Source organism: Thalassospira sp. MIT121401 (genome assembly GCF_047125595.1).
GTDB lineage: Bacteria > Pseudomonadota > Alphaproteobacteria > Rhodospirillales > Thalassospiraceae > Thalassospira > Thalassospira povalilytica.
Map to the genome: position 1 here is coordinate 1,710,945 of NZ_CP138926.1, position 22,490 is coordinate 1,733,434.

The 22,490-nt window shown below is 53.9% G+C and carries 21 protein-coding genes and 1 pseudogene; 14 read left to right on the top strand and 8 right to left on the bottom strand.

The annotated features are described in order from the left end of the window. Positions 1 to 755 precede the first annotated feature (755 nt). The 5 genes from SIB88_RS07685 to SIB88_RS07705 all read left to right on the top strand — a co-directional run bounded on the left by SIB88_RS07685 (position 756) and on the right by SIB88_RS07705 (position 7,314). Positions 756 to 1,919, top strand: coding sequence for a Re/Si-specific NAD(P)(+) transhydrogenase subunit alpha (locus SIB88_RS07685; protein ID WP_068519679.1), 1,164 nt, complete (start codon positions 756 to 758; stop codon positions 1,917 to 1,919). Then, positions 1,912 to 2,343 (top strand): NAD(P) transhydrogenase subunit alpha, encoded by a 432-nt coding sequence (locus tag SIB88_RS07690; RefSeq protein WP_068519680.1) that lies wholly within the window; start codon positions 1,912 to 1,914, stop codon positions 2,341 to 2,343. Before SIB88_RS07685 ends, SIB88_RS07690 begins: the two co-directional genes overlap by 8 nt. Before the next feature lie 12 nt (positions 2,344 to 2,355). Then, positions 2,356 to 3,753 (top strand): NAD(P)(+) transhydrogenase (Re/Si-specific) subunit beta, encoded by a 1,398-nt coding sequence (locus SIB88_RS07695; RefSeq protein ID WP_412557787.1) that lies wholly within the window; start codon positions 2,356 to 2,358, stop codon positions 3,751 to 3,753. A gap of 239 nt (positions 3,754 to 3,992) precedes the next feature. After that, a complete protein-coding gene (locus SIB88_RS07700; RefSeq protein ID WP_412557788.1) occupies positions 3,993 to 6,650 on the top strand; it encodes an RNA-binding domain-containing protein in 2,658 nt (885 codons plus the stop codon). Positions 6,651 to 6,726: 76 nt separating this feature from the next. Then, the gene (locus SIB88_RS07705; protein WP_412557789.1) at positions 6,727 to 7,314 is read left to right on the top strand and encodes a hypothetical protein; all 588 of its coding nucleotides are present in this window, start codon (positions 6,727 to 6,729) and stop codon (positions 7,312 to 7,314) included. Between the two features lie 192 nt (positions 7,315 to 7,506). On the opposite strand, the gene rpsU is transcribed toward SIB88_RS07705, so the two are convergent. Beyond that, positions 7,507 to 7,710, bottom strand: a complete 204-nt coding sequence (gene rpsU / locus SIB88_RS07710) for a 30S ribosomal protein S21 (RefSeq protein ID WP_008891676.1) — start codon at positions 7,708 to 7,710, stop codon at positions 7,507 to 7,509. Positions 7,711 to 8,076: 366 nt separating this feature from the next. On the opposite strand from rpsU, the gene SIB88_RS07715 reads away from it, so the two are divergent. The 4 genes from SIB88_RS07715 to SIB88_RS07730 all read left to right on the top strand — a co-directional run bounded on the left by SIB88_RS07715 (position 8,077) and on the right by SIB88_RS07730 (position 11,277). Beyond that, a complete protein-coding gene (locus SIB88_RS07715) occupies positions 8,077 to 8,604 on the top strand; it encodes a hypothetical protein (RefSeq protein ID WP_412557790.1) in 528 nt (175 codons plus the stop codon). Then, a complete protein-coding gene (locus tag SIB88_RS07720; RefSeq protein ID WP_068519685.1) occupies positions 8,597 to 9,829 on the top strand; it encodes an HlyD family secretion protein in 1,233 nt (410 codons plus the stop codon). The genes SIB88_RS07715 and SIB88_RS07720 overlap by 8 nt, the downstream gene beginning before the upstream one ends. 146 nt (positions 9,830 to 9,975) lie before the next feature. Continuing rightward, positions 9,976 to 10,581 carry a peptide deformylase gene (gene def, locus SIB88_RS07725; RefSeq protein WP_068519686.1) on the top strand — a complete coding sequence of 202 codons (606 nt, stop codon included), beginning with the start codon at positions 9,976 to 9,978 and terminating at the stop codon, positions 10,579 to 10,581. After that, complete coding sequence (locus SIB88_RS07730; protein ID WP_412557791.1) at positions 10,582 to 11,277, top strand: COQ9 family protein; 696 nt, start codon at positions 10,582 to 10,584, stop codon at positions 11,275 to 11,277. A 111-nt stretch (positions 11,278 to 11,388) separates the two neighbouring features. On the opposite strand, the gene SIB88_RS07735 is transcribed toward SIB88_RS07730, so the two are convergent. The 3 genes from SIB88_RS07735 to purE all read right to left on the bottom strand — a co-directional run bounded on the left by SIB88_RS07735 (position 11,389) and on the right by purE (position 13,958). Continuing rightward, positions 11,389 to 12,063, bottom strand: a complete 675-nt coding sequence (locus SIB88_RS07735; RefSeq protein WP_412557792.1) for a thermonuclease family protein — start codon at positions 12,061 to 12,063, stop codon at positions 11,389 to 11,391. A 191-nt stretch (positions 12,064 to 12,254) separates the two neighbouring features. Continuing rightward, the gene (locus SIB88_RS07740) at positions 12,255 to 13,343 is read right to left on the bottom strand and encodes a 5-(carboxyamino)imidazole ribonucleotide synthase (protein ID WP_206927087.1); all 1,089 of its coding nucleotides are present in this window, start codon (positions 13,341 to 13,343) and stop codon (positions 12,255 to 12,257) included. Positions 13,344 to 13,457: 114 nt separating this feature from the next. Next, positions 13,458 to 13,958: a 5-(carboxyamino)imidazole ribonucleotide mutase gene (gene purE, locus SIB88_RS07745; RefSeq protein ID WP_068519690.1), complete on the bottom strand. Its 501-nt coding sequence runs from the start codon at positions 13,956 to 13,958 to the stop codon at positions 13,458 to 13,460. A gap of 262 nt (positions 13,959 to 14,220) precedes the next feature. On the opposite strand from purE, the gene SIB88_RS07750 reads away from it, so the two are divergent. After that, positions 14,221 to 15,057, top strand: a complete 837-nt coding sequence (locus SIB88_RS07750) for a GGDEF domain-containing protein (protein WP_228196486.1) — start codon at positions 14,221 to 14,223, stop codon at positions 15,055 to 15,057. A gap of 195 nt (positions 15,058 to 15,252) precedes the next feature. Here the strand turns inward: SIB88_RS07750 and SIB88_RS07755 are convergent, their stop codons facing one another. Continuing rightward, positions 15,253 to 15,459, bottom strand: a complete 207-nt coding sequence (locus SIB88_RS07755) for a YdcH family protein (RefSeq protein WP_068519692.1) — start codon at positions 15,457 to 15,459, stop codon at positions 15,253 to 15,255. Between the two features lie 154 nt (positions 15,460 to 15,613). On the opposite strand from SIB88_RS07755, the gene SIB88_RS07760 reads away from it, so the two are divergent. Both SIB88_RS07760 and SIB88_RS07765 read left to right on the top strand, forming a co-directional pair. Further along, complete coding sequence (locus tag SIB88_RS07760; RefSeq protein ID WP_101245839.1) at positions 15,614 to 16,720, top strand: ATP-dependent 6-phosphofructokinase; 1,107 nt, start codon at positions 15,614 to 15,616, stop codon at positions 16,718 to 16,720. Between the two features lie 38 nt (positions 16,721 to 16,758). Continuing rightward, on the top strand, positions 16,759 to 17,229 hold the full coding sequence (locus SIB88_RS07765) for a TIGR02444 family protein (RefSeq protein ID WP_101245840.1): 471 nt from the start codon (positions 16,759 to 16,761) through the stop codon (positions 17,227 to 17,229). A 15-nt stretch (positions 17,230 to 17,244) separates the two neighbouring features. On the opposite strand, the gene SIB88_RS07770 is transcribed toward SIB88_RS07765, so the two are convergent. Next, entirely contained in the window at positions 17,245 to 17,862 is a 618-nt protein-coding gene (locus SIB88_RS07770) for a UbiX family flavin prenyltransferase (protein WP_412557793.1), read from the bottom strand. Between the two features lie 115 nt (positions 17,863 to 17,977). On the opposite strand from SIB88_RS07770, the gene SIB88_RS07775 reads away from it, so the two are divergent. Together SIB88_RS07775 and SIB88_RS07780 are read left to right on the top strand one after the other, a co-directional pair. Then, the gene (locus tag SIB88_RS07775) at positions 17,978 to 18,142 is read left to right on the top strand and encodes a YdcH family protein (protein ID WP_082817874.1); all 165 of its coding nucleotides are present in this window, start codon (positions 17,978 to 17,980) and stop codon (positions 18,140 to 18,142) included. Between the two features lie 380 nt (positions 18,143 to 18,522). Then, positions 18,523 to 20,433, top strand: a pseudogene (locus tag SIB88_RS07780) (propionyl-CoA synthetase); the annotation flags it as partial. Positions 20,434 to 20,639: 206 nt separating this feature from the next. Here SIB88_RS07780 and SIB88_RS07785 read toward each other — a convergent pair. Together SIB88_RS07785 and SIB88_RS07790 are read right to left on the bottom strand one after the other, a co-directional pair. After that, a complete protein-coding gene (locus tag SIB88_RS07785; protein ID WP_412557794.1) occupies positions 20,640 to 21,896 on the bottom strand; it encodes an MFS transporter in 1,257 nt (418 codons plus the stop codon). Then, a complete protein-coding gene (locus tag SIB88_RS07790; RefSeq protein ID WP_412557795.1) occupies positions 21,893 to 22,462 on the bottom strand; it encodes an N-acetyltransferase family protein in 570 nt (189 codons plus the stop codon). Before SIB88_RS07790 ends, SIB88_RS07785 begins: the two co-directional genes overlap by 4 nt. Positions 22,463 to 22,490 lie beyond the last annotated feature (28 nt).

The following is a 22,490-nucleotide window of genomic DNA, read 5'->3' on the forward strand; positions in this document are numbered from 1 at the left end:
CGCCTATAAGTTGGTGTAGGGAGGGGTGGGTTTTTGACCGGGAAGTGCCGCTTGTTAGAATTAATCTAAGAAAGCGCGGTTTGTATCGGTGCGCTGATAGATCGATTCCATGGCAAATTTCCGATTTTCACCTGTCTGGTATCTTCTGTTTCAGAAAAAAAACTTGCACAAATTCACGAACATTTTTTCGGACGGGGCGTTCGATATGCGACGGGAATAAATCAATTTATGCAGACTTTCGCGTTTGTTTGTAAGATAATGTTCACTTTATGCGTGGGGTGAAAATAGGGGAAACTGCTGTAAATCAACGGTCTATTGTGTGATGGTGCGGATCAAGACCTGTTCCGTTACGGAAATAAAATGTGCGAAAATCCGCACATAATGGAATTTCACCGTTATTAATCGAAATTCAGTTAAACTGATTTTTTATAGGTTTTTGATATTGTGGTTGTTGGTGGGAAATCGCATCTTGCTTTCAACGCAGACATGGCGGGGCGTCATTGATTGTTTGTCCTGAGCACCAATGGCGGGTGGGACCTGACATGTCACCAAGGCTTTATGCCTCGGAATGCGTGGTGGGAAAGTGGGCGGTTTCTTCTGCGTTAGCTGGAAGAACCGCCTTTTTTCTTTCCGGGCAAGGGTGCCGGTAGCCGGATCAAAACAGAATGCGTGATGACATTCTGAAACCGGTTACTTCGCAATAACAACAAGAATTACCGTGCTTACCATTACATTAGGGAAGGAGGTCTAACGCGATGAAACTGGCCGTTCCAAAGGAAATATGGCCCGGAGAGAAGCGCGTTGCCGTCACACCAGAGACCGTCAAGAAGCTGAAGGCTCTGGGGTTCGACGTCGCAATTGAGGCTGGTGCCGGAATTGACGCCGCCATACCGGATGATCGCTTTGTCGATGCCGGTGCAACCATTGCCAAGACAATGAAAACGACCGTGAAGGATGCCGATGTCATCTTCAAGGTTCGCCCACCTGTCATTGATGGCAAAACCAACGAATTGACGGCTTATAAAAAGGGTGCTGCTGTTGTTGCCCTGCTTGAGCCCTATGACCGCAAAGACCTGATCGATGCGATGGCCAAGGCCGGGGTTGATGGCTATTCCATGGAACTGATGCCGCGTATTTCGCGTGCCCAGTCGATGGACGTTCTGTCGTCGCAATCCAACCTTGCCGGATATCGCGCGGTTCTTGATGCCGCCCATGAGTTCGGCCGGATCTATCCGATGATGATGACGGCTGCCGGCACCTTGCCGCCCGCCCGTGTTGTTGTGGTCGGGGCCGGTGTTGCCGGCCTTCAGGCCATTGCAACGGCCAAGCGCCTTGGTGCCGTTGTGTCGGCATTTGACGTGCGCCCGGCGGTCAAGGAGCAGGTCCAGTCGCTTGGCGGTACCTTTATCGAAGTCGAAGACGACAATGCATCGGATGCAGAAACCTCTGGCGGCTATGCCAAGGAAATGTCGGACGACTACAAGAAAAAGCAGGCCGAGAAGCTCAAGGAAGTTCTGGCCAAGACCGATATCGTCATTACGACCGCGCTTATTCCCGGCCGTCCGGCCCCGGAAATTGTCACAGCCGACATGGTTGCCGGCATGAAACCGGGTTCGGTGATCATTGATCTGGCTGCTGAACGCGGTGGCAACGTTGCCGGTGTGAAGCTTGGCGAAACGGTTCTGACCGACAATGGCGTCAAGCTGATCGGTCCGGCAAATATCACAAGCTCGGTCGCGACCGATGCAACCGCGATGTATGCCAAGAACCTTTTGAACTTCATTACCCTTTCTGTCGACAAGGACAAGGGCGCACTGGTGTTTGACGGCGAAGACCAGATCATCGCCGAAACCAGGCTCACCCACGACGGAAAGGTCGTCCATCCGAAATTCGGCGGGGAGGAGGTCGCAAATGGCTGATCAATCCGTAGCCCAGAATGCAAATGAACTGCGTGATGCCGCCCTTGGTCTGGCAGAAAAGGCCGCAAAGCTTGCCGACAGTCTGGCAAGTGGCGCAACCGACGCAGCAAACACCGCCACGGTCGCAGTCCAGGGAACGGGTGTCAGCCCGACGGTTCTTGGTCTGACCGTGTTCGTACTGGCCTGTTTTGTCGGCTATTACGTGGTGTGGAAAGTCACCCCGGCCCTTCATTCACCCCTGATGGCGGTTACCAACGCCATTTCGTCGGTGATTATTGTCGGTGCACTTCTTGCAGCAGGCCCGGTGGAGATGAACTTCTCCAAGATGATGGGCTTCATCGCGGTGGTGTTGGCATCGGTCAACATCTTTGGCGGCTTTATCGTCGCCCAGCGCATGCTGCATATGTTCAAGAAAAAGAAGTAGGGGGAACACACAATGTCGGAAAACCTTTCGGCTTTCCTGTATCTGGTGGCCTCGGTCTGCTTCATCCTGTCGTTGCGCGGACTTTCGTCACCTGAATCGGCCCGGACCGGGAACATCCTTGGCATGGTGGGTATGGCAATTGCCATCTTTACCACGCTGGCTTCCCCGGAAGTGCTGTCTTACACCACCATCATTGTCGGGATTCTGATCGGCGGGGCCATCGGTACGGTGATCGCCCTTAAAATTCAGATGACCGCCTTGCCACAGCTTGTCGCCGCCTTCCATTCGCTAGTCGGTCTGGCGGCGGTATTCGTTGCCGGGGCGGCCCTTTATTCGCCCGGTGCCTATGGCATTGGTACGGCGGGCAATATCGGTGCGGCCAGCCTGATCGAAATGGGGCTTGGGGTGGCGATTGGTGCGATCACCTTTACCGGGTCGCTCGTTGCCTTTGGCAAACTTCAGGGCATCGTTTCAGGCACGCCTGTGCGCTTTGCCGGTCAGCATATGCTTAATCTTGGCATTGGCATTGCCATTGTCGTGTTTGGCATCATTCTGGTCACCACCGAAAGCCACACCGCATTCTGGATTTTGGTCGCCTTGGCACTGGTGCTGGGCGTGACCCTGATCATCCCGATTGGCGGCGCGGATATGCCGGTTGTTGTCTCGATGCTGAACTCCTATTCCGGGTGGGCGGCATGTGGCATCGGCTTTACCCTGCAAAACAATGCCCTGATCATTACCGGCGCGCTGGTTGGCGCATCTGGGGCGATCCTGTCCTATATCATGTGCAAGGGCATGAACCGATCGATCTTCAATGTGATCTTTGGCGGCTTTGGCGCCGAAGGCGAAGCTGCTGCTGCTGGCGGTGGCGATGGTGATCGGGCGGTCAAATCGGGTTCGGCTGATGATGCGGCTTTCATCATGAAAAACGCATCAAGCGTGATCATCGTGCCGGGTTACGGCATGGCAGTCGCACAGGCACAGCACGCATTGCGTGAAATGGCCGATATCCTCAAGGCCGAGGGTGTCAATGTCCGCTACGCCATCCATCCGGTGGCCGGTCGTATGCCCGGTCACATGAACGTGCTTCTGGCCGAGGCCAGCGTTCCCTATGACGAAGTGATGGAAATGGAAGAAATCAACCGTGATTTCGGATCCGCTGACGTTGCCTTTGTCATTGGGGCCAACGACATCACCAACCCGGCCGCCAAAACCGATCCGGCCAGCCCGATCTTTGGCATGCCGATCCTTGAAGTCGAAAAGGCCAAAACGGTCCTGTTCGTCAAACGCGGCATGTCATCTGGCTATGCCGGGATTCAGAACGAACTGTTCTTCAAGGACAACACCATGATGCTGTTTGGGGATGCCAAAAAGATGTGCGAAGAAATCGTCATGCATCTTGATACCTGATCAACCAGATTGGTTTGCAATGAAGAAGGCGGCCCAAGTGGGCCGCCTTCTGTCTTTTATGATGCCGAACGTTGGGTGGTGCCATTTTCCTCTAGGTTTTCGACGGATATTTCACTCTTCCTTTTTGCTCCTGAAAAAACACGGTTTGGGCAGGGATCGCGCTTGCTTCTGCGTTGCAATTTGGGGTGGTATTGGGTTTAATGTCTCGACCTATCGTCTTTAATTGAAAGATATTACTGATGAAATTCACACCCAAAATAGCAGAAGAAAAACCAACGCCCTCAAAGTATAAGTCAGAAGAGGAAAAGTCTCTGAAAGGTGTGTTGGAGGAGTTGCGTACAGCAGTGGATGAATATGATCTTAGTCAAAATATTATAAACCTTATTGTTCCAAATAGTATTCCATATGATTTTGAAACACAACTATGGGACTATAAGTCAGAAATTCCTCAGTTTTATAATGGTGATAGCGATGATCAGCGGAAGTTGTTTAGGTACAGGCAGGCATCAATAATTAAAGACATAGTTGCATTTCATAATTCATATGGTGGGTATATATTATTTGGTGTCCATGATAAGGGGAGTAATAGAGTAAAAGGGGTGTCTGGAGAATTTGATTGTGGAGAAGTTAATAAGAAAATTCAATCATATACTGATAGAAGTATAGAGTGTTTATATCGCTCATTTGAATTGGCGGAAGGTGTCAAGGTCGGGTTGCTCTTGATACCTCGTAGAAAAACCAATGATACACCGGTCTGTTTCCGGAAAGACGGTCCCTCGAAGGGGGGGGACAGAGCTTTCAGAAAAGAAACATACGTTCGAATTCGGGACGAGTGCAGGCCAGCCGCTTCAACGAGTGAGGATTGGAAGTTTCTGCACTCCGACCGAAATCCGCCGGAAAGAAAGTCCTCGATGCCTCTCCGAAGAGTGGAAGCGTTCCTTCCGCCACGTGATCCAGAGTTGATTAAGTTCGTTGGTCGTGATGATCAGCTGGCGGAACTTAGGAGTTGGCTGAGCGATGTTAGAAATCCTGTCAAATTAATTACAGGCATCGGTGGCTTAGGGAAAACGACTTTAGCTCTTCAGTTTGCCGAAGAGGTCATTTCTAATAATGCTGGTGACATTGAGAAAGTAATTTGGCTGACGGCAAAGCAGCAAACGTATTCGGCGTTGCGTGGGAAAATGGTCCCCACTGGGCGAGTAGACTTTCAAGACTTAAGTGACCTTCTGAAAAAAACACTTGAAGTGCTATCTTATGATGTAGCTCTTGATGATGAAGAGGTTACTATAGATGATCTAATAGATCATGTTATAGAGGCAATATCTATATATACATGTTTGATAATAGTTGATGATTTGGATAGTCTTACACCTGATCTTCAAAAAGAATTTGTTTCTGCTTTAAATGGTGTTGCTCTTAGGACTGTTGGAAGGGAGATACCTCCAACAAGAATATTAATGACGTCTCGAATTGATCAGGGACTTCCTCCTACGTCAGTATTGAAGATATCTGGGCTGGAACGTCCATCATTTAATGATTATGTAAATAATCTCACCGATACCTTTAAAATTAAAAGAGTGTCAGGAAAGGTTCTAGATGATCTTTTCATTTCAACATCTGGATCTCCGTTGTTTACCACCTCAATCATAAGGCTTGTTAAACTTGGTGAGAACCTATCTGACGCAACGAGCACTTGGAAAGGGCAGGATGGTGAAGAAGTTAGGCGTTTTGCTTTCGAGAGAGAGATTGATCAACTAGATGATGCGCAAGGAAAATTGCTCTATGCTGTGCTGCTTTTACGTGAAACGAGCATTAACGACTTAACAAATGTTTTGGAAAGCACATCAAAAATTATTCGCGACCGCATTTCTGAACTGCAGGCGTATCACCTAATAGCAACAAATACCTCATCCACAGGAGACACAGTAATTGTTGCTCCATCAGACCTTGTGGCTATTACGGAGATTATAAAAAGGAAACTTGGTGCGAATGCGTCACTAGTTGAGAGCTCTTGTGCTAGAGCCCAGCAGAAAAGCAATACTGATGTAAAAGAAGTAGGCTTAGGGATTCGACGAGTATTGCATTGCTGGGATGAGCAGAAATTTGATCAGGGGGTCATTATAGCGAAACAGCTTTGTGACAAGTTTTCGAAAAGTGGGGATGCGGCTAGTATACTTGGAGCTGCTCTGCTTAAGCTTTCACCGCCAGATATCCGAGAAGCTAACAAGGCTTTAAGTAAGGCGCATACGCTAGGTTGCAGGCGTCGTGAGTTTATTCGAAACTTCATTCAAGTCAAAAAAATCTCGGACGATTGGCAGGGGCTTCACAACTTCACCTTAAGTCTGTCCTTTAAGGATACAACAAGCGATGCCGCACTTGATGCGTTTGTGCTTTCTTCCAAGGAACTTATTAAAATTGCAGAGCAGAGGAACGATCTTCCCCGAGTGGAGGAATTGTCTCTGGTAGCCGTAGAAAAAATCGCTACAAAACTTACTCGCTTTATAGTGGATCAATCGTATTTTGAGACCCTAGTTAAGGAGCGAAATTACTTTTCGAGGAAATACGTATATACGCTTGATAAGTTGAATCCGCGTAAAGGGGACAAGCTTTCCGTTTTCGAAGGAGTCTTTAGGTTAGCAAATAGCGACGTTATTCTGCTCGATCTCGTGCGGCACGGCATCCTTGCACTCAATACTTGGTGGGATGATGTAGAGTCCCGTCCTTACACCGATACCAAGGCAAGCAACTTGCTAGCACAACAATTAAGGCGCCTAGGAAGGATTCAAAAGCAGTTTGAGGGGTACTCTTCCACGAATGCTCAAAACTCACAGGAAATAACTTACGGCATACGAGACCTTTCTCATCGAGGCGCTTCCTATGAACGACGGCTTTCGTGATTAGCGGAACTGCTTGAATTGAAGGTGGTTTTTAGTCTTCTAGGCTTCGTTCTGATGGCTTGGGTTGGAAAGTGGCATGTTTCGGGTGATACGGGTTTCGCTGTTTCTGGTGGTCGTGTTGTCGATTGCGCTGGTGGCCTCGATGGGGCTGACGGTGTTGACCTATGTGCGCCTGAGCGATGAAAAGCCGATAGCAGCCCTGTATTTCGAAGCGGTCGGACCCGATGTGTTTACCGCCCATCTGGCGTCCGATGATCCCGGTGTCAGTGGCAGCTACGAGATTTTCGGGGATCAGTGGCGGATAGATGCCGAGTTCATCAAGCTTAAGCCATGGGCCAATGTCATGGGCATGGATGCGCGCTATCAGCTGGTGCGCTTTGAAGGGCGCTATCGCGATGTGCAAAAGCAAAATACCGCCCCTTATCGCGCCTATGAGCTGGGCGTGGGCGATGCGCTTGATCTGGTCAATTATCTGGCGGAATGGAATTTTCTGGTTGATACCGACTTTGGCAGTTCGGCCTTTACCGATATTGCCGAACGCACGGTCTATACGGTCTATCGCGGCCAGTCGGGCATTTTGATCCGATCAGAACCGATGCCCGGCCCAATTGGGGCAACGTCATCATGGCTTGATGATCTGGCTCGGCTGATAAGCGCGGACTAGGCGTGTATTTGCCGTGTTTTGGGATTGCCTGTCGGTCGTACCGCAAATGGGGTGGGGCGGCAGGAAAGGCAGGGTCCAGATAAACCAAACCCGCCCGGATTTCTCCGAGGCGGGCTTGGCGCACGGGTCCGAACTTGGCAAGCCAAATTCGATCGTACAGTCACGTTCGAGATACCCCGAAAGTGAAAAAGACTAGAAGCCTTCGCGCTCGATGCGCTTACGCTCCAGCTTGCGGGCACGACGGATTGCTTCCGCCCCTTCGCGAGCTTTCTTCTCCGACGGCTTTTCAAAGTGGCGACGGAGTTTCATCTCACGGAAAATGCCCTCGCGCTGCATCTTTTTCTTAAGCGCTTTCAGAGCCTGATCGACATTGTTGTCGCGAACGATTACCTGCACGGAAACCACGCTCCTTTCAAAAAAACAAAAACACCCGGAGTGCGGAATGCTCCCCGGTTGGATTTACGGTCAAGCTGACCGTGGCCTGTATATAGTGCAAACCGGCCAAAAAGAAAAGAGGGAAGGGGATATTCGCCTTTGACGTTTATACATGCCTGCACCGCAAAACGCCAAGGCATGGGAGGTGAAATTCCGATGTCGGTTTTGTTATAGGATGCTTTGGGTGAATTATATAGTAAAAATAAAATCAAAAGTTGCTATAATGCGTTGACAAAATTCAATATATCGCGGGCCACCAAGGGTGATCAGCCCCGGATATCAAAACGCACAAGACAAGGTTGGTTCAAAAACGGGTAGGGTCCACAGATGGAAAACAGTCTGCGCGAAGCGGCAATTGCCCATGCGCCGTTCTTTGTTACAGCGCCGGGCGATACCGATGCCCTGTTTGTCGGTGTTGTCTGGTTTGTGATTCTGGCGGTGTTTTTGATCGGGGCGTTTTATCTGAATATCCATGCCTTGCCCGAACGGTTGGCCCATCATGCCAATCACACCCAAATTCAGCTGATCGGTGTTTTGACGCTTCTGGCGTTATTTACCCATAACAACGTGTTCTGGGTGGCGGCACTGGTTCTGGCGGTGATCAGGTTCCCCGATTTCATTTCCCCGATTCAGGCGATTGCCAATGCGCTTATGGCGATGGCGCAGGCCAAGGGGGCGACCATAAGCCCCGGTGGTGCAGCCCAAAACCCGTCGTCAAGCCCGTCGGGAACCCCGGCGCCAAACCCGTCACCAGCAACGGCACATGGGACAACCGATGTGAAACCGGCGGACGGGGCAGGCAGCCCTGATCCGTCATCCGAGGGCGCGCGTCAGGAGAATCCGAAAGATGTTTGAGCTTCTTCTGTGTTCGATGTTCACCATCCTGCCCGATTTTCTGGTGCGCCGGTATGTCCAGGGCAAACGGATCGGCAAGGAATTAACCCTGTTTTCCGTCTGGTACGAGCTTCGCTATGGCATTACGGCCTGTGCGATCCTGACACTTAGTCTGGTGACCTTGATTTTCTATTTCCATCCGTCGACAACCAATGTGTCGTCCTTTTTCCGGACCATCACCATTCTGCCGGAAAAGGGCGGGCGCGTGGTCGAGGTTTATGTCGATAATGATGACGATGTGGATGCCGGAGACCCGTTATTCCGCCTTGATAACCGGGTCGAACGCGAAGCCGTTGCCATGGCCGAACAGCGTATTGCCGAAATCCGTGCCCAGATGGATGTGGCGCGTGCCGATATTGCCGTGGCCGAAGGCAATGTCGAACAGGCGCGCGGGGCCTATAATCAGGTGCGCGACGAATTGAAGGTCAAATCGGACCTGCTGTCGCGCGGCACCAATGCGGTTTCAAGGCGCGAAGTCGAACGGCTGGAAGTATCATTGACCACGCGTCAGGGCGGACTTAATGCCGCCGAGGCCAGCCTGAATGTGATCAAGACCAAACTTGACAGTCTTCTGCCCGCCCAGCTTGCCAATGCGCAGGCAGCCTTGCGATCGGCCGAGGCTGATCTGTCCAAAACCGTGGTCCGCGCCGGGGTAAAGGGCAATATCCAGCAATTCGCCCTTCAGGTCGGGGATTTTGTCAGTCCGATCTTGCGTCCGGCCGGTATCCTGATCCCGGAACGGGACGGGGAAACCATATTCCTTGCCGGCTTTAACCAGATATCGACACAGGTGGTCAAAACCGGTGTGATTACCGAAGTCACCTGTGCGTCCCTGCCATTTGAAATCATTCCGATGGTGGTGATTGATGTGCAGCCGGTGATCGCCGCCGGTCAGTTCCGGCCAAGCGACCAGTTGCTTGATATCACCGAACGGGCCAAGCCCGGTACGTTCCTGGTCAAGATGGTGCCGCTTTATCCGGAATCGATTGCCGATGTGCCGCTTGGCAGCAAATGTGCCGGCAATGCCTATACCAACACCCATGATCAGCTTGAAAATCCCGATATCGGAACGGGCGAATGGCTGTTCCTGCATATGGTGCAAACCGTCGGTGTGGTTCACGCCCTGTTGTTGCGGGTTCAGGCCCTGCTATTGCCGATCCAGACGCTGGTTCTGACCGGGCACTAGGAATGGGGCATCCCCGGGATGCGCCGGGGGGATTGCAAGGATGATTGTCGCTGGCATCGCAGGTGTTGCTTGCAAGGGCCGGTATCGTCGGGATGTTTTGCACGCCGGGGCTTTACAGCCGGGCGGTTTTGGATGGATATAGTGCTATGTCGATCCTGAAAATTGCCCGGATGGGCCACCCGGTTCTGCGCAAGGTCGCCGACCGGGTCGAAGACCCGCTTGATCCCGAAATTCAGCGCCTGATTGCTGATATGAAGGACACCATGAAGGATGCCGGTGGCGTTGGCCTTGCGGCACCACAGGTGTTTCAGTCAAAGGCGATTATGGTCTATTACGTGCCCGCCATGCGCCAAAGCGACGATCCCGACGATGCGGCCATTCCGCTTTCGGTTCTGATCAACCCGGAAATCGAACCGGTTGGCGATGAAATCGTTGATGGCTGGGAAGGGTGCCTGTCGATCCCGGGGCTTCAGGGGGTGGTACCGCGCTGGAACAAAATCCGCTATCGCGGGTTAAATGAACAGGGCGAAGAAATCGAACGCATTGCCGGTGGGTTCCATGCCCGGGTCGTTCAGCATGAATATGATCATTTGATCGGAGTCATGTATCCCGAACGTATGGAAGACATGACGCTTCTTGGGTTTAACGAAGAATTGCGCGAATACCCGCCCGAGACTACATTCAGGCAGGCTTGTGCATCGCGAAGTGATGACGATGCGCAAGACGCCGGATCACCTGACGAGGAGGCATAAATGACCGTGTCCGAAAGCATGAGCCGCCTGCAAGCCCAGCGCGAAGCACTGGTCGAGGCCGCCCTTGAACATATCCCCTTTGACGGCTGGACCAGACAGGCGCTGCTGGCCGGGGCAGAGGATCTTGATCTTGCGCCGGGTGAAGTGGACCGGTTGCTGCCAAATGGTATCCGTCAGGCCATTGTGACCTATGTCGAAATGACCGACTGCAAAATGATCGCCGCCCTTGATGAGAAGGGGCTGGAAAACATGAAAATCCGCGACCGGATTGCCACGGCGGTCAAAACCCGGCTTGATCTGGTGGAAAATCAGAAAGACGCCGTGCGCGGTGCGCTGGCCTTCATGACCCTTCCGCAAAATGCCGCCCTTGGGCTTAAACTGACCCATGGCACGGTTGATGCCATGTGGGTGGCCGCCGGTGATACATCGACCGATCATAACTGGTACACCAAGCGCATGTTGCTGGCCGGGGTGTATGGATCGACGCTGGCTTACTGGCTGGATGATACATCCGATGATCATGCCGACAGCTGGGCGTTCCTTGACCGCCGGATCGGCAATGTTCTGCAAATCCCGAAAATCACCGCCAAGCTGGGCAAGGTCGGCAAGTTTGCCACAGCCCCGTTCAAGCTTGGTGCAAAGGTCGCCAATTGCATGCCGACCCCGGGGCGGCTGCGCCGTCAGTTCGGGGGCTGAGCCGCCCGACTGCCAAGCATAAAGACAAAATCAGAAACGCCACCGGCAGCAATGCGGTGGCGTTTTGTTTTGGGGCGGGAACTCTTTGGGGCGATGGTCCGGAAGGCGGACCTAAAAGGTGTTTTCAAGAAAACTCAGAAGCGTTCTGTCCGGGGCGTTTGCGCGTTTCATGTCCTCGGCCAGGTCGACGGTGAAGGCTGATCCGAAAAGATGGCGCGGGCTGTCGCCATTGGCTTTGCGCTTTGCCTTGTCATCGGCGGACTGGATTTCTTCAAGGGTCGGTTTGGCTGCCAGCGCAACCAGTTCGGACGGCGGCGTTCCCATCCAGATGCCTTTGCGGTTTTCCTTGGCAAATTCCTGATCGCGCAAATAGGTCGCACAGCTCGGATGGCTGTCGCAGCTGACCATATCGACCATTGCCCACCCGGCACGCAGGATCAGCCGGTTCAGGTCATTACGCCCGATGGTGCATTCGGTCAGCATCGGGAACAGCTGCACATCCGATACTTGCTGACATTTGATGGCATAGTTGTCGATGATGCGATCAAGTGCCTGGGATGCGGCGGCACCGCACTGGAATTCAACCGATCCCGCACGGCAAATCATGCCCGGTTTCGGGGCGCGAATGCCAAACAGTTCAACAATCAGATTGCCAAAACGAAGCTTGTCGCCTTCGACAACTTCGGGAAATCCAGCCGCACCCGGTGCGGCATGTACGCCATTCAGGCGGGTTTCAATGGCGCCAAGCCCGGCAAGCATTGCAACAATGATCAGAAGTTTCTTCATCACGTTCAGTCCGTAAAGAGTTTCCTGTCTGATCAACAGCAAACCCGATGCCAATCTGCTGGGCATAAAATGCCAGCCGGTGATATTGATGCGATATTGATGCGTAACGTAATGAAATACATAACAAAAAGCCCCGGATGCATAGGCTGTCCGGGGCTTTGAATATTGTGTGACCTTACGGTCGGGGCACTTTATTTGGGAAGAACCCAGGTCACGTGACCCATTTTGCGTCCCGGCTTTGCTTCGGCCTTGCCATAGAGATGCAGTTTTGCATTCGGCTCGGTCAAAATTGCCTGCCAGTCATTGATGTCATCACCCAGAAGGTTCTTCATGCGGGCCTTGGAATGGTGGGCCGGATCGCCCAGCGGCAGGCCGCAAACAGCACGGATGAACTGTTCGAACTGGCTGGTGATGCAGGCATCAATGGTCCAGTGACCGGAATTGTGCGGGCGTGGGGCCACTTCATTGACCAGAATGTCGCCATCGGTAGTGACAAACATTTCAACCGCCAGAAGGCCGACGAATTCCATCGCACTGACCAGCTTGATTGCGATGTCTTCGGCCTTTTTTGACAGGCTGTCGGCAATTTCAGCCGGGGCGACGGTCACATCAAGAATGTGGTTGGTATGCACGTTTTCGACCGGGCAGAAGCAGGCGGTATCACCCTGAACGCCGCGTGCGACAATGACCGAGATTTCGCGTTCAAAGGAAATGAAGCCTTCAAGGATGGCCTCGGCCCCCTTCATCTCGTCCCAGGCTTCGGCCAGATCGGTATCGGCGTTGATTTTGACCTGTCCCTTGCCGTCATAGCCAAGTTCGGTGGTCTTGAGAACCGACGGGCGGCCAAGTTTGGCGACCGCTACTTCAAGATCGGCAAGCGAACGGACGGCTTCGAACGGGGCGGTGCCGATACCGTGTTCGTTGCAGAAGGTCTTTTCACGCAGGCGGTTTTGCGAAATATGCAGGCATTTCCAGCCCGGGCGTACCGGCACCAGGTCAGAAAGCAGCTTTACGCTGTCATGCGGGACGTTTTCAAATTCAAACGTGACGACATCGACATCCTCGGCAAAGGCGCGCAGTGCATCCAGATCGGTGTAATCGGCAACGGTTGCCTTGGCGCAAACCTGTTCGGTCGGGCTGTCGGCCCCGGGGCCAAACACATGGACCTTATAGCCCAGTTCAGCCGCACAGAAGGCGGCCATACGACCAAGCTGCCCGTTGCCCATGATGCCAATCGTGCTTCCCGGTGCGATGATGCGCGTGTCGAAATCCTGCGTCATTTAATCCTCGATCAAAAATCTTCCCGGTGGGAAAACATTGCCTGTCGTCAGGCCAATTTCAAATCTGTGACGGGCAAAACAAAAACGCGCCCGTTTGGGCGCGCCTGTCTTGGGTCATGGTGCCGGATCAACCGGTTCGTCGGCGACCGATGCGGTCTGGGCTGCGCGCCAGTCATCAAGGCGTGCGGCAAGTCCGTCATCCATCAGCGCCATGATTTCGGCGGCCATCAAACCGGCATTCTTTGCACCCGCCGATCCGATGGCAAGGGTACCAACCGGAACGCCGCCCGGCATCTGCACGATGGAAAGCAGGCTATCAAGGCCCTTAAGCGTGCGGCTTTGAACCGGCACACCCAGCACCGGAAGCGGCGTCATGGCCGCTGCCATGCCCGGAAGATGGGCCGCCCCGCCAGCACCGGCGATAATGACCTTAAGGCCGCGTGACTTTGCCGTTTTGGCATAGTCATACAGGCGATCAGGGGTGCGATGGGCCGAAACGATTTTCTTTTCGTAAGGGACGTTCAGCGCATCGAGGACATCTGCTGCGTTTTTCATGGTTTCCCAGTCGGACTGGCTTCCCATGATAATGCCGATGACCGGTGTTTGATCGCTCATGTTGGCGGCTCCGTATTCGGGCGGTTTCGTGAAGGGCCGCATTATATGCAGCACGGGCCATCATGCAAGCCTGCTTGCAACATGCCAGACCCGCAGAATCCTTTATATTTTCCTGTCCGATCTTCAATTATTCCGCGCTACCCGGAAGGGTAGCGATACTATTCTTACTGTCGATTGAAAATTAATGTGAAATGATTGTACTTTTGATTTATTATTTACCAATCACTCATATAACTGTGCAGGTAGCACGGGAAGGTCAGACATGAAAGTCACAAGGCCCGGTTCGTTGACACCCTCCATGGGGGGCGGGGATGGCAGATACCCATCCAATCCGTATGGTGTACTTGCCTATGGCAGGGATGCCGGAAGTCGACGTGCGCCCAGCCGCGAACATCAGGTTGATATCGATACGGAAACGCATCCCGACACGGTGGATGACGTTCCCTTTCACACGCCTGATATGGCCAATGTCCTTGGCATTCCCGACAGTCAGGTAACCCCGGCGGTTGAACAGGCCATCGGCCGGTTGATGGTGCGCATCAACAGTCTGACGGAAAATGTCAATGAACTGAAAAAGCGGCAGGCACGTCTGGCCCGCACCGAAGGCCGTGATCCGTTTACCGGGGCGCTCAGCTATCCGACCTTTATGCAGATCCTTGAAAACGAAGTTTCCCTGATCGGAACGGACCGCACCAACAGGACGGTTCTGATCTGCGAGCTGTTTAACATTGACGATATTCTTCAGCGCTATGGACAGGGCTGCAAACACGGCCTGTTCAACTATGTCCGCAGAATCATGGCCGATTTCGTGATGGCGCCGCATCATCTGGGCTATCTGGGATGCAATGACTTTGTCGCCTTGATGTATAATGTCGATCGCGACGATGTGTTGCAGCGTGCCGATGCGATAACGCGCTGGCTTGAACAGAACCCCTATTCGCATAATGACAAATTCATCTATGTCGTGCCGGTCTTTGGCCTGTATCAGGCGACCAATGGCGATACGGCCCAGTCGGTTCTGAATTCTGCGGATGCCGCCTTGCGCGCGCAAAAGGAAATGCGCCTCGCCCAGCTTGACCGTATCCCTTACGGCATCTGATCGCTTCCCATATGCATTGAATGCCCGATGCAAGGCTTGGCCTTGCATGTTTTTTTGTGTGGTCTTCAAAAACACAAACCCCGCATCGTCAATCGACGGTCGGGGTGCGGTTCGGATCAAATTTTTAAAGGGTGTCGGGGCGCTTTTGTGAACGGGCAAAATCGGCGCCCCACGCGGGCGCAATTGCCGGCCCGGTCAGGCAATAATATCGGGCACGAGTTGCGACTCGACATAGCGAATTTCATCTTTTAACGCGAGTTTGCGCTTTTTCATGCGGCCCAGACGCAATTGGTCATGGTGCGGGGCCTGAACCATCTGTTCGATGGCGATATCAAGATCGCGGTGTTCCTCGCGCAATGAAAGAAGTTTCTTTTCAATCTCGATCTGATTGATTTCGTCCATTTTTGATCCAGCTTAATAATCAACGCGAAGGGATTCTGATAATACCAGAATTGAGGTGGGCAACCCATATGATTTGTATCACCCTTTGCGGGCGGGACCCTGAAATCAGCGCCCGGACCTTAAAATAATGATGGCGACCTTGGGAAGGAAACACATGCGGATCGGGATTTTGACCAGTGGTGGCGATTGCGCCGGACTGAATGCTGTTATTCTGGCGGTCGTGCGCCGTGCGGTTCTTGGTTATGGCTGGGATGTTGTCGGTATCCGTCAGGGTACACACGGCCTGATGCAGGACCCGCCCCAGGCGATTGATCTTAATGATCAGGTCAATAATGACGGCATGTTGCGTCTTGGCGGGACCATTCTTGGCACGATCAACAAAGGCGATCCATTTCATTATCCGATGCCCGATGGCAGTTTTGCCGACCGCTCGCAGGAAGTGATTGATGGCTATCACAAGCTTGGACTGGATGCGCTGATCGGGGTTGGCGGGGATGGCAGCATGGCGATCCTGCATCGGCTGGCCCAGATGGGGGGCATCAATCTGGTCGGTATTCCCAAAACCATCGATAACGATTTGGCCCAGACCGAATATTCGGTCGGCTTTACCACCGCGGTCAATGTCGCGGTCGAGGCACTGGACCGCCTGCAACCGACCGCCGCATCACACGATCGCATCATGATCCTTGAAGTCATGGGGCGCGATGCCGGGCATATTGCGTTGTTTGCCGGGGTTGCGGGTGGGGCGGATGCCATTCTGATCCCGGAAATGGATTACGATCTTGATGCGTTGACCGAACATTGTCTCAATATCCGCAAACGCGGGCGCAACCATGCGCTGGTGATTGTCGCCGAGGCCGTCAAACGCGATGACGGGGCGGCCGTGACCCAGGGCGATGACGGCCAAAAGGTCCGCTATGGCGGGATCGGGCACTGGCTGGCCGATGAACTTGGTGCGCGCACGGGTTGGGATACGCGGGTTACTGTTCTGGGGCATGTTCAGCGCGGCGGAACGCCATCGCCGCGTGACCGGGTGATTGCATCGGCCTTTGGGGTTCATGCGGTCGATCTGATTGCCGAACAGAAGTTTGACCGGGTTGTCGCCTGGTCAAAGCGCAAGGTTGTCGATGTGGCGATGGCCGATGTTATTGTCGGTCCGCGTCTGGTTGACACGGCGGGTACGATGGTCTCGACGGCAAAGGGGCTTGGTGCTTATCTCGGGCATCCGCCAAAGGTCGCGCGCACGGCAAAAACCGTGTGACGATCAGACAAAACAAAAAACGATACGAGCAGGTAACAATGGATCAGGATGAAGTCTGGACCTTTACGGTCGGGATGTATGGTCGCGACGGTGTGGCAAAGCTGTGTCTGGAATTGCAGGAACGCTGTGGTCTGGATGTGAACATGCTGCTGTTCATGTTCTTTCTTGGCCAGAAAGGATTGGCACCGCACAGCGTCAGCGCCCTGGAAGAAGCCGTGCGGGACTGGCGCGACAACGTGATCGTTCCGTTGCGCCAAACCAGACGCTTTTTGCGTGATGACCCGCGCGCAACCGCCCAGGAACTGCGCCAAAAGGTCAAATCAGACGAATTGCAGGCAGAACGGATTGAACAGCATATCCTGTGTGACGCGGTAACGCCGATCCCGTCGGATGACCCGTTTGCCGGGGCACGGGCATATCTGTCGCCCACCCGGTTCGATCTGGAACAGGGCGAATGTGATCAGGCGCTAAATCGCCTGATCTCGCTGATGGGGTTGGTCGCAGCCTGAGGCAACGATGAACGTTCAGGTCCGGTTTTTCGGCTTGCCGGTGACCGGGATGTGATTGGCGGCATCCTCATCGCCCCAGCGTGCGGTGTCGGGTAAATCGATATCAAACAGATCAAGTACCCGCCCGCAACTTTGCGTGACCATTTCATCAAGCGATTGCGGCCGGGCATAAAAGGCCGGAACCGGCGGGGCAATGATCGCACCGTTTTCAGTGGCCTGCGCCATGTTGCGGATGTGACCGGCATGCAGCGGGGTTTCGCGCACCATCAGCACCAGACGGCGGCGTTCCTTGAGCATCACGTCAGCTGCACGCGCGATCAGATTATCGGCGACTCCGCTTGCGACCTCGGCCAGGGACTTCATCGAGCAGGGGGCAACCACCATCCCGCGTGCCCGGAACGATCCCGACGCAATGGATGCACCAATGTCGGCATTGTCATGGATGACGTTTGCCATCTCCTTGATTTCGCGGATTTTAAAATCGGTCTCATAGGCGATGGTGCGTTCGGCTGCCTTCGAAAGAACCAGATGAGTCTCGATTGGTGTGTTTTTGAGCAATTCTAAAAAACGTATGCCGTAAATCACACCCGATGCGCCGGTTATGCCGATGATAAGTCGATCTTTTTGCGTCATGCCGATCCTTGCTGGACTGTGTTCTGGTTCACGATTGTGATTGAAACACTGGAAATCATGTTACGAAATTAATACCATCTTCTTGTGGGCAATGTCAGATATAAGGAGTAGGCGAATGAGCGTTCAAAGCCATATCGAAGCTCTTACTGCCAAACATGCTGCACTTGAGCAGGAACTCCACCTCGAGACGCGCCGACCGGCGCCCGATGATTCCCTTGTCGCAGACATTAAACGTCGCAAGCTTGAAATCAAGGACGAGATAAACCGAATAAACCATTAGCCGTTTGAGCATGGCCAAACGCGTGATGAAAAACATGCGATCAACCATGCAGACGGTTTGACGACCTCACAGATTTCCTAACTCTTGCTTTTGCCGCCTCCGATTGTCGCCCACGCGTGAGGCGGCAACTTTATGTCTGCGCTTTAAAGCGCCTGGCGACATTCCCGCATCACTGATGACACCTGATCCGATACGCGCGTGCGGCCCAAGCCGATCACGGCGCAATGGATTTTAGTGATTTTAATCCGCAAAAAATGGCGGAATACCGACGCTCTACCAATGTCTAAGGGGTAAGTGCGCATTAAATAGGTATTATGATGCCGATTTAATCGCTCGCCACAAAAACGCGGTCCGTATGGGCACAAGATCCATCATCGCGGGAGGAATTTTCGCCAATGACTGGTCGTTATCAGGAAACCTATGATCGCTCCCTTGCTGACAAGGAAGGTTTCTGGGCAGAAGCTGCCGAAAACATCACATGGTACCGCAAATGGGACCGCGTTCTTGATGACAGCAATGTGCCGTTTTACCGATGGTTCACGGGTGGCGAGGTCAATACCTGCTATAACGCGCTTGACCGGCATATCGAAAACGGGCGCGGGGACCAAACGGCCCTGATCTATGACAGCCCGGTCACCAACACGGTCGAAAAAATCACCTATCGCCATCTGCGCGACGATGTGGCCCGCCTTGCCGGGGCCCTGCATGCACGCGGTGTGACCAAGGGCGACCGGGTAATCATCTACATGCCGATGATCCCGCAGGCCGCGATGGCAATGTTGGCGTGCGCGCGCATCGGGGCTGTGCATTCGGTGGTGTTTGGCGGGTTTGCCTCAAACGAACTTGCCACGCGCATCAATGATGCCAAACCGAAACTGATCCTGACGGCGAGTTGCGGCATCGAAGGATCGCGCATCATTGAATACAAACCGCTTCTTGATCGTGCGATCGAACTTGCCGACCATAAACCGTCATCGGTCATTCTGTACCAGCGCCCGCAATGTGACGCCTTGCTGATCCCCGGGCGGGATTTTGACTGGACCGTGGAATGTGCCAAGGCCGCGCCATCGGATTGTGTGCCGGTGGCGGCGACCGATCCGCTTTATATTCTTTATACGTCCGGGACAACCGGTCAGCCCAAGGGCGTTGTCCGCGACAATGGCGGCCATATGGTTGCCCTGCACTGGTCGATGAAAAACATCTATGACGTCGAAGCCGGTGATGTTTACTGGGCGGCGTCCGATGTCGGCTGGGTGGTCGGGCATTCCTATATTGTCTATGCGCCGCTTTTGGCGGGCTGCACGACGGTGATGTATGAAGGAAAGCCGGTCGGCACCCCCGATGCCGGTGCCTTCTGGCGGGTGATTTCCCAACACAGGGTCAAGGTCCTGTTCACCGCGCCAACCGCATTTCGTGCGATCAAACGTGACGACCCCAAAGCCGCCCATATGGCGAATTACGATCTTGGCTGTCTAAAGGCGCTGTATCTGGCCGGTGAACGGTCCGATCCCGATACCTTGCAATGGGCGGAAAAAAGCCTTGGCGTGCCGGTGATTGACCATTGGTGGCAAACCGAAACCGGCTGGTCGATCTGTGCCAATCCGCGCGGCATTGAATTGTTGCCGATCAAGTACGGATCGCCGACGGTTGCAGCCTGTGGCTGGGATGTTCAGGTTCTTGACGAGGCGGGCAAACCGCTTGAACGCGGACAGATCGGCGCATTGGCCGCCAAGCTGCCATTGCCGCCCGGCACCTTGCCGACGCTTTGGCAAAATGACGACCGGTTCAAGTCATCCTATCTCGAAGAATTCCCGGGCTATTACGCCACCGGTGATGCCGGTTTCATTGATGAAGACGGCTATATCTATGTCATGTCGCGCACCGATGACATCATCAATGTCGCCGGGCACCGCTTGTCGACCGGGGCAATGGAAGAAGTTCTTTCCGGTCATCCCGACGTTGCCGAATGTGCGGTCATTGGGGTGCATGACGATCTTAAGGGGCAATTGCCGCTTGGTTTCATCGTCCTGAAATCCGGTGTCACGCGGCCCCATGATGCCATTCTGGCCGAAGTGGTCGCCATGGTCCGCGATCAGATCGGACCGGTTGCCGCGTTCAAGCAGGCAACCGTGGTTGACCGGCTTCCGAAAACACGGTCTGGCAAAATCCTGCGCAAGACCATGCGATCGATTGCCGACGGGGAAACCTATAACACGCCGGCCACCATTGATGATCCGGCGATCCTTCCGGAAATTGCCGAGGCACTCAAGGAAATCGGATACGCGAAATAACACCAACCAAAGATCCCGTAAGCACGGATACTCCCGGCTCTTTCATCACAGAGCACACCTTGCGCCTGCCATCTCCGATTGGCAGGCGTTTTTTCTTGGACGTTGTCGGGATGGCGGAGGTGTTGGCTCTGTCCGGTCCGGCTCAGTTCGGTTCAGCTCAGCTCAGCTCGGTGCGGGGTTGCCGGACTTGGTGAAAGGGCCGGCTGTCAGGATTGTTCTGCCATCGGGATGTGCGTGTGACCGGGGGGGAGCATCCGGTACAGGACGATTGCACTGATGAACCCGATCAGAAGCAACCCGGCTGATGCCCAGATCGCAGATTGCGGTCCGAAACGGGCAATCAGCTGATCATAAAGGCTGGGCGCGATGGCGGATAAAAAGAAGCCCGGGATCAGCAACCTGCCAACCTGTTGTCCATATCCGCGCCGCCCGAAAATCATCAAGGGCAATGTCCCGCGCGTGATGGTCAGAACGCCGTTGGCAGCACCATATAAAAACGTGAATGCCATCGCCGCCATCACATGGGGATCCCCGATCAGAACCAGCAAAAAGGAGACCGGCAGGATCGCGGTCGCCAGCACCGTCAGCCTGGTTGGCGCAAGCCGTTTGCCAAACAGCACTTCGGCCGCCCGTGCGATCGATTGACCAATTCCGCGCAGGCTTGCTGTTTCAATGGCAATCACGGTGCCCAGACCAAGCCCGATCAGAACCGCGATCATATGGGCTGACATCGCGGCATTGACGACATTCAGAACCGTTACAATCACCGCATACAGAATCCCGCACAGCTGCTTGTTTACCGGTGTTCCTTCGCGGGCTGGCACTTTTGGATTTGCCGCGATATCACCAGACGGGGCATGGGCCGTTGGTGACGATGAGGCGGCGGTGTTGGTTTCATAATCACTGTTGGGCGAAGCCGGCGGCAGCATCAAATGCAGCGGAACCGTCAAAATGGCAAATCCGGCATAGCTTGCAAGGGCGGTGGTGATGCCAAACTGGCTTTCGATCAGATGACCGACCGGCCAGAACACGGTGGATGCAAGTCCGCCAAACAGGGTGATCTGCCCCATGGCCCGACCGGCGTTCGGACCACCGATGCGCGCCAGTGTGGCAAAGGCCGCATCATAAAGCGTCGCGCGCATGGCAATGCCCAGAATGACCCAGCCAACGAAATGCCAGATGATCTGATCGGCAAAGGCCAGCGTCAAACAACCAAGCGCGTTAAGCACCGACCCCGCCAACATCACCGGCCGTCCGCCCCTTTGATCAATCAGCCGCCCGCATGTCGATGAACAAATCCCCATGACCAGCAGTGCCGATGAAAACCCGGCATAGACAATTGCACTGTCCCAGCCATGTCGTGCGGCAATGATCGCACCGAAATTCCCGATCAGGTAATAGGCCGTCCCCCAACTGATCAATTGGGCAAGGCCAAGGGCAATAACAGTGCGGGGCCGGATCATTTGTCGAGCGGACCGGGAAGAACCGGCTTGTCATCGCCAAGGGGGCGTTGCATCAGGATGGAATCAAGCCAGCGCCCAAACTTGAAGCCGACATTATGGAAAACGCCGGTTTGCTCAAACCCGAATTTTCGATGAAGGGCAATCGATGCGTGATTGGCGCTGTCGCCGATCGCTGCGACCATCTGACGCCAGGGACCGTTTTCGCAACGCTCGATCAGATGACCCATCAAAAGACTGCCGACACCCTGACCGGCGCAATCCGGGGCCACATAGATCGAATTTTCCACCGTATGGCGATAGGCCGTGCGCGGACGATAGGAACTGGCATAGCAATATCCGACGATGCTTTGGTCGCGGATCGCCACCAGATAGGGCATTCCCTTGTCACGGATTGCATGAAACCGGCTGGTGATTTCATCCTGTGATGGCGGAATTTCTTCGAACGATGCCGTCCCGGTCAGCACATGGTGGCGATAAATCGCGGTGATGTGCGCCATATCTGCATCGCATGCATCGCGCACGGTTATGCGGGTAACTGGGATCGGGTCGCTGGTTGTCAGGCACATTTTATTGTCCGGTGTTGATTTGTTTGAC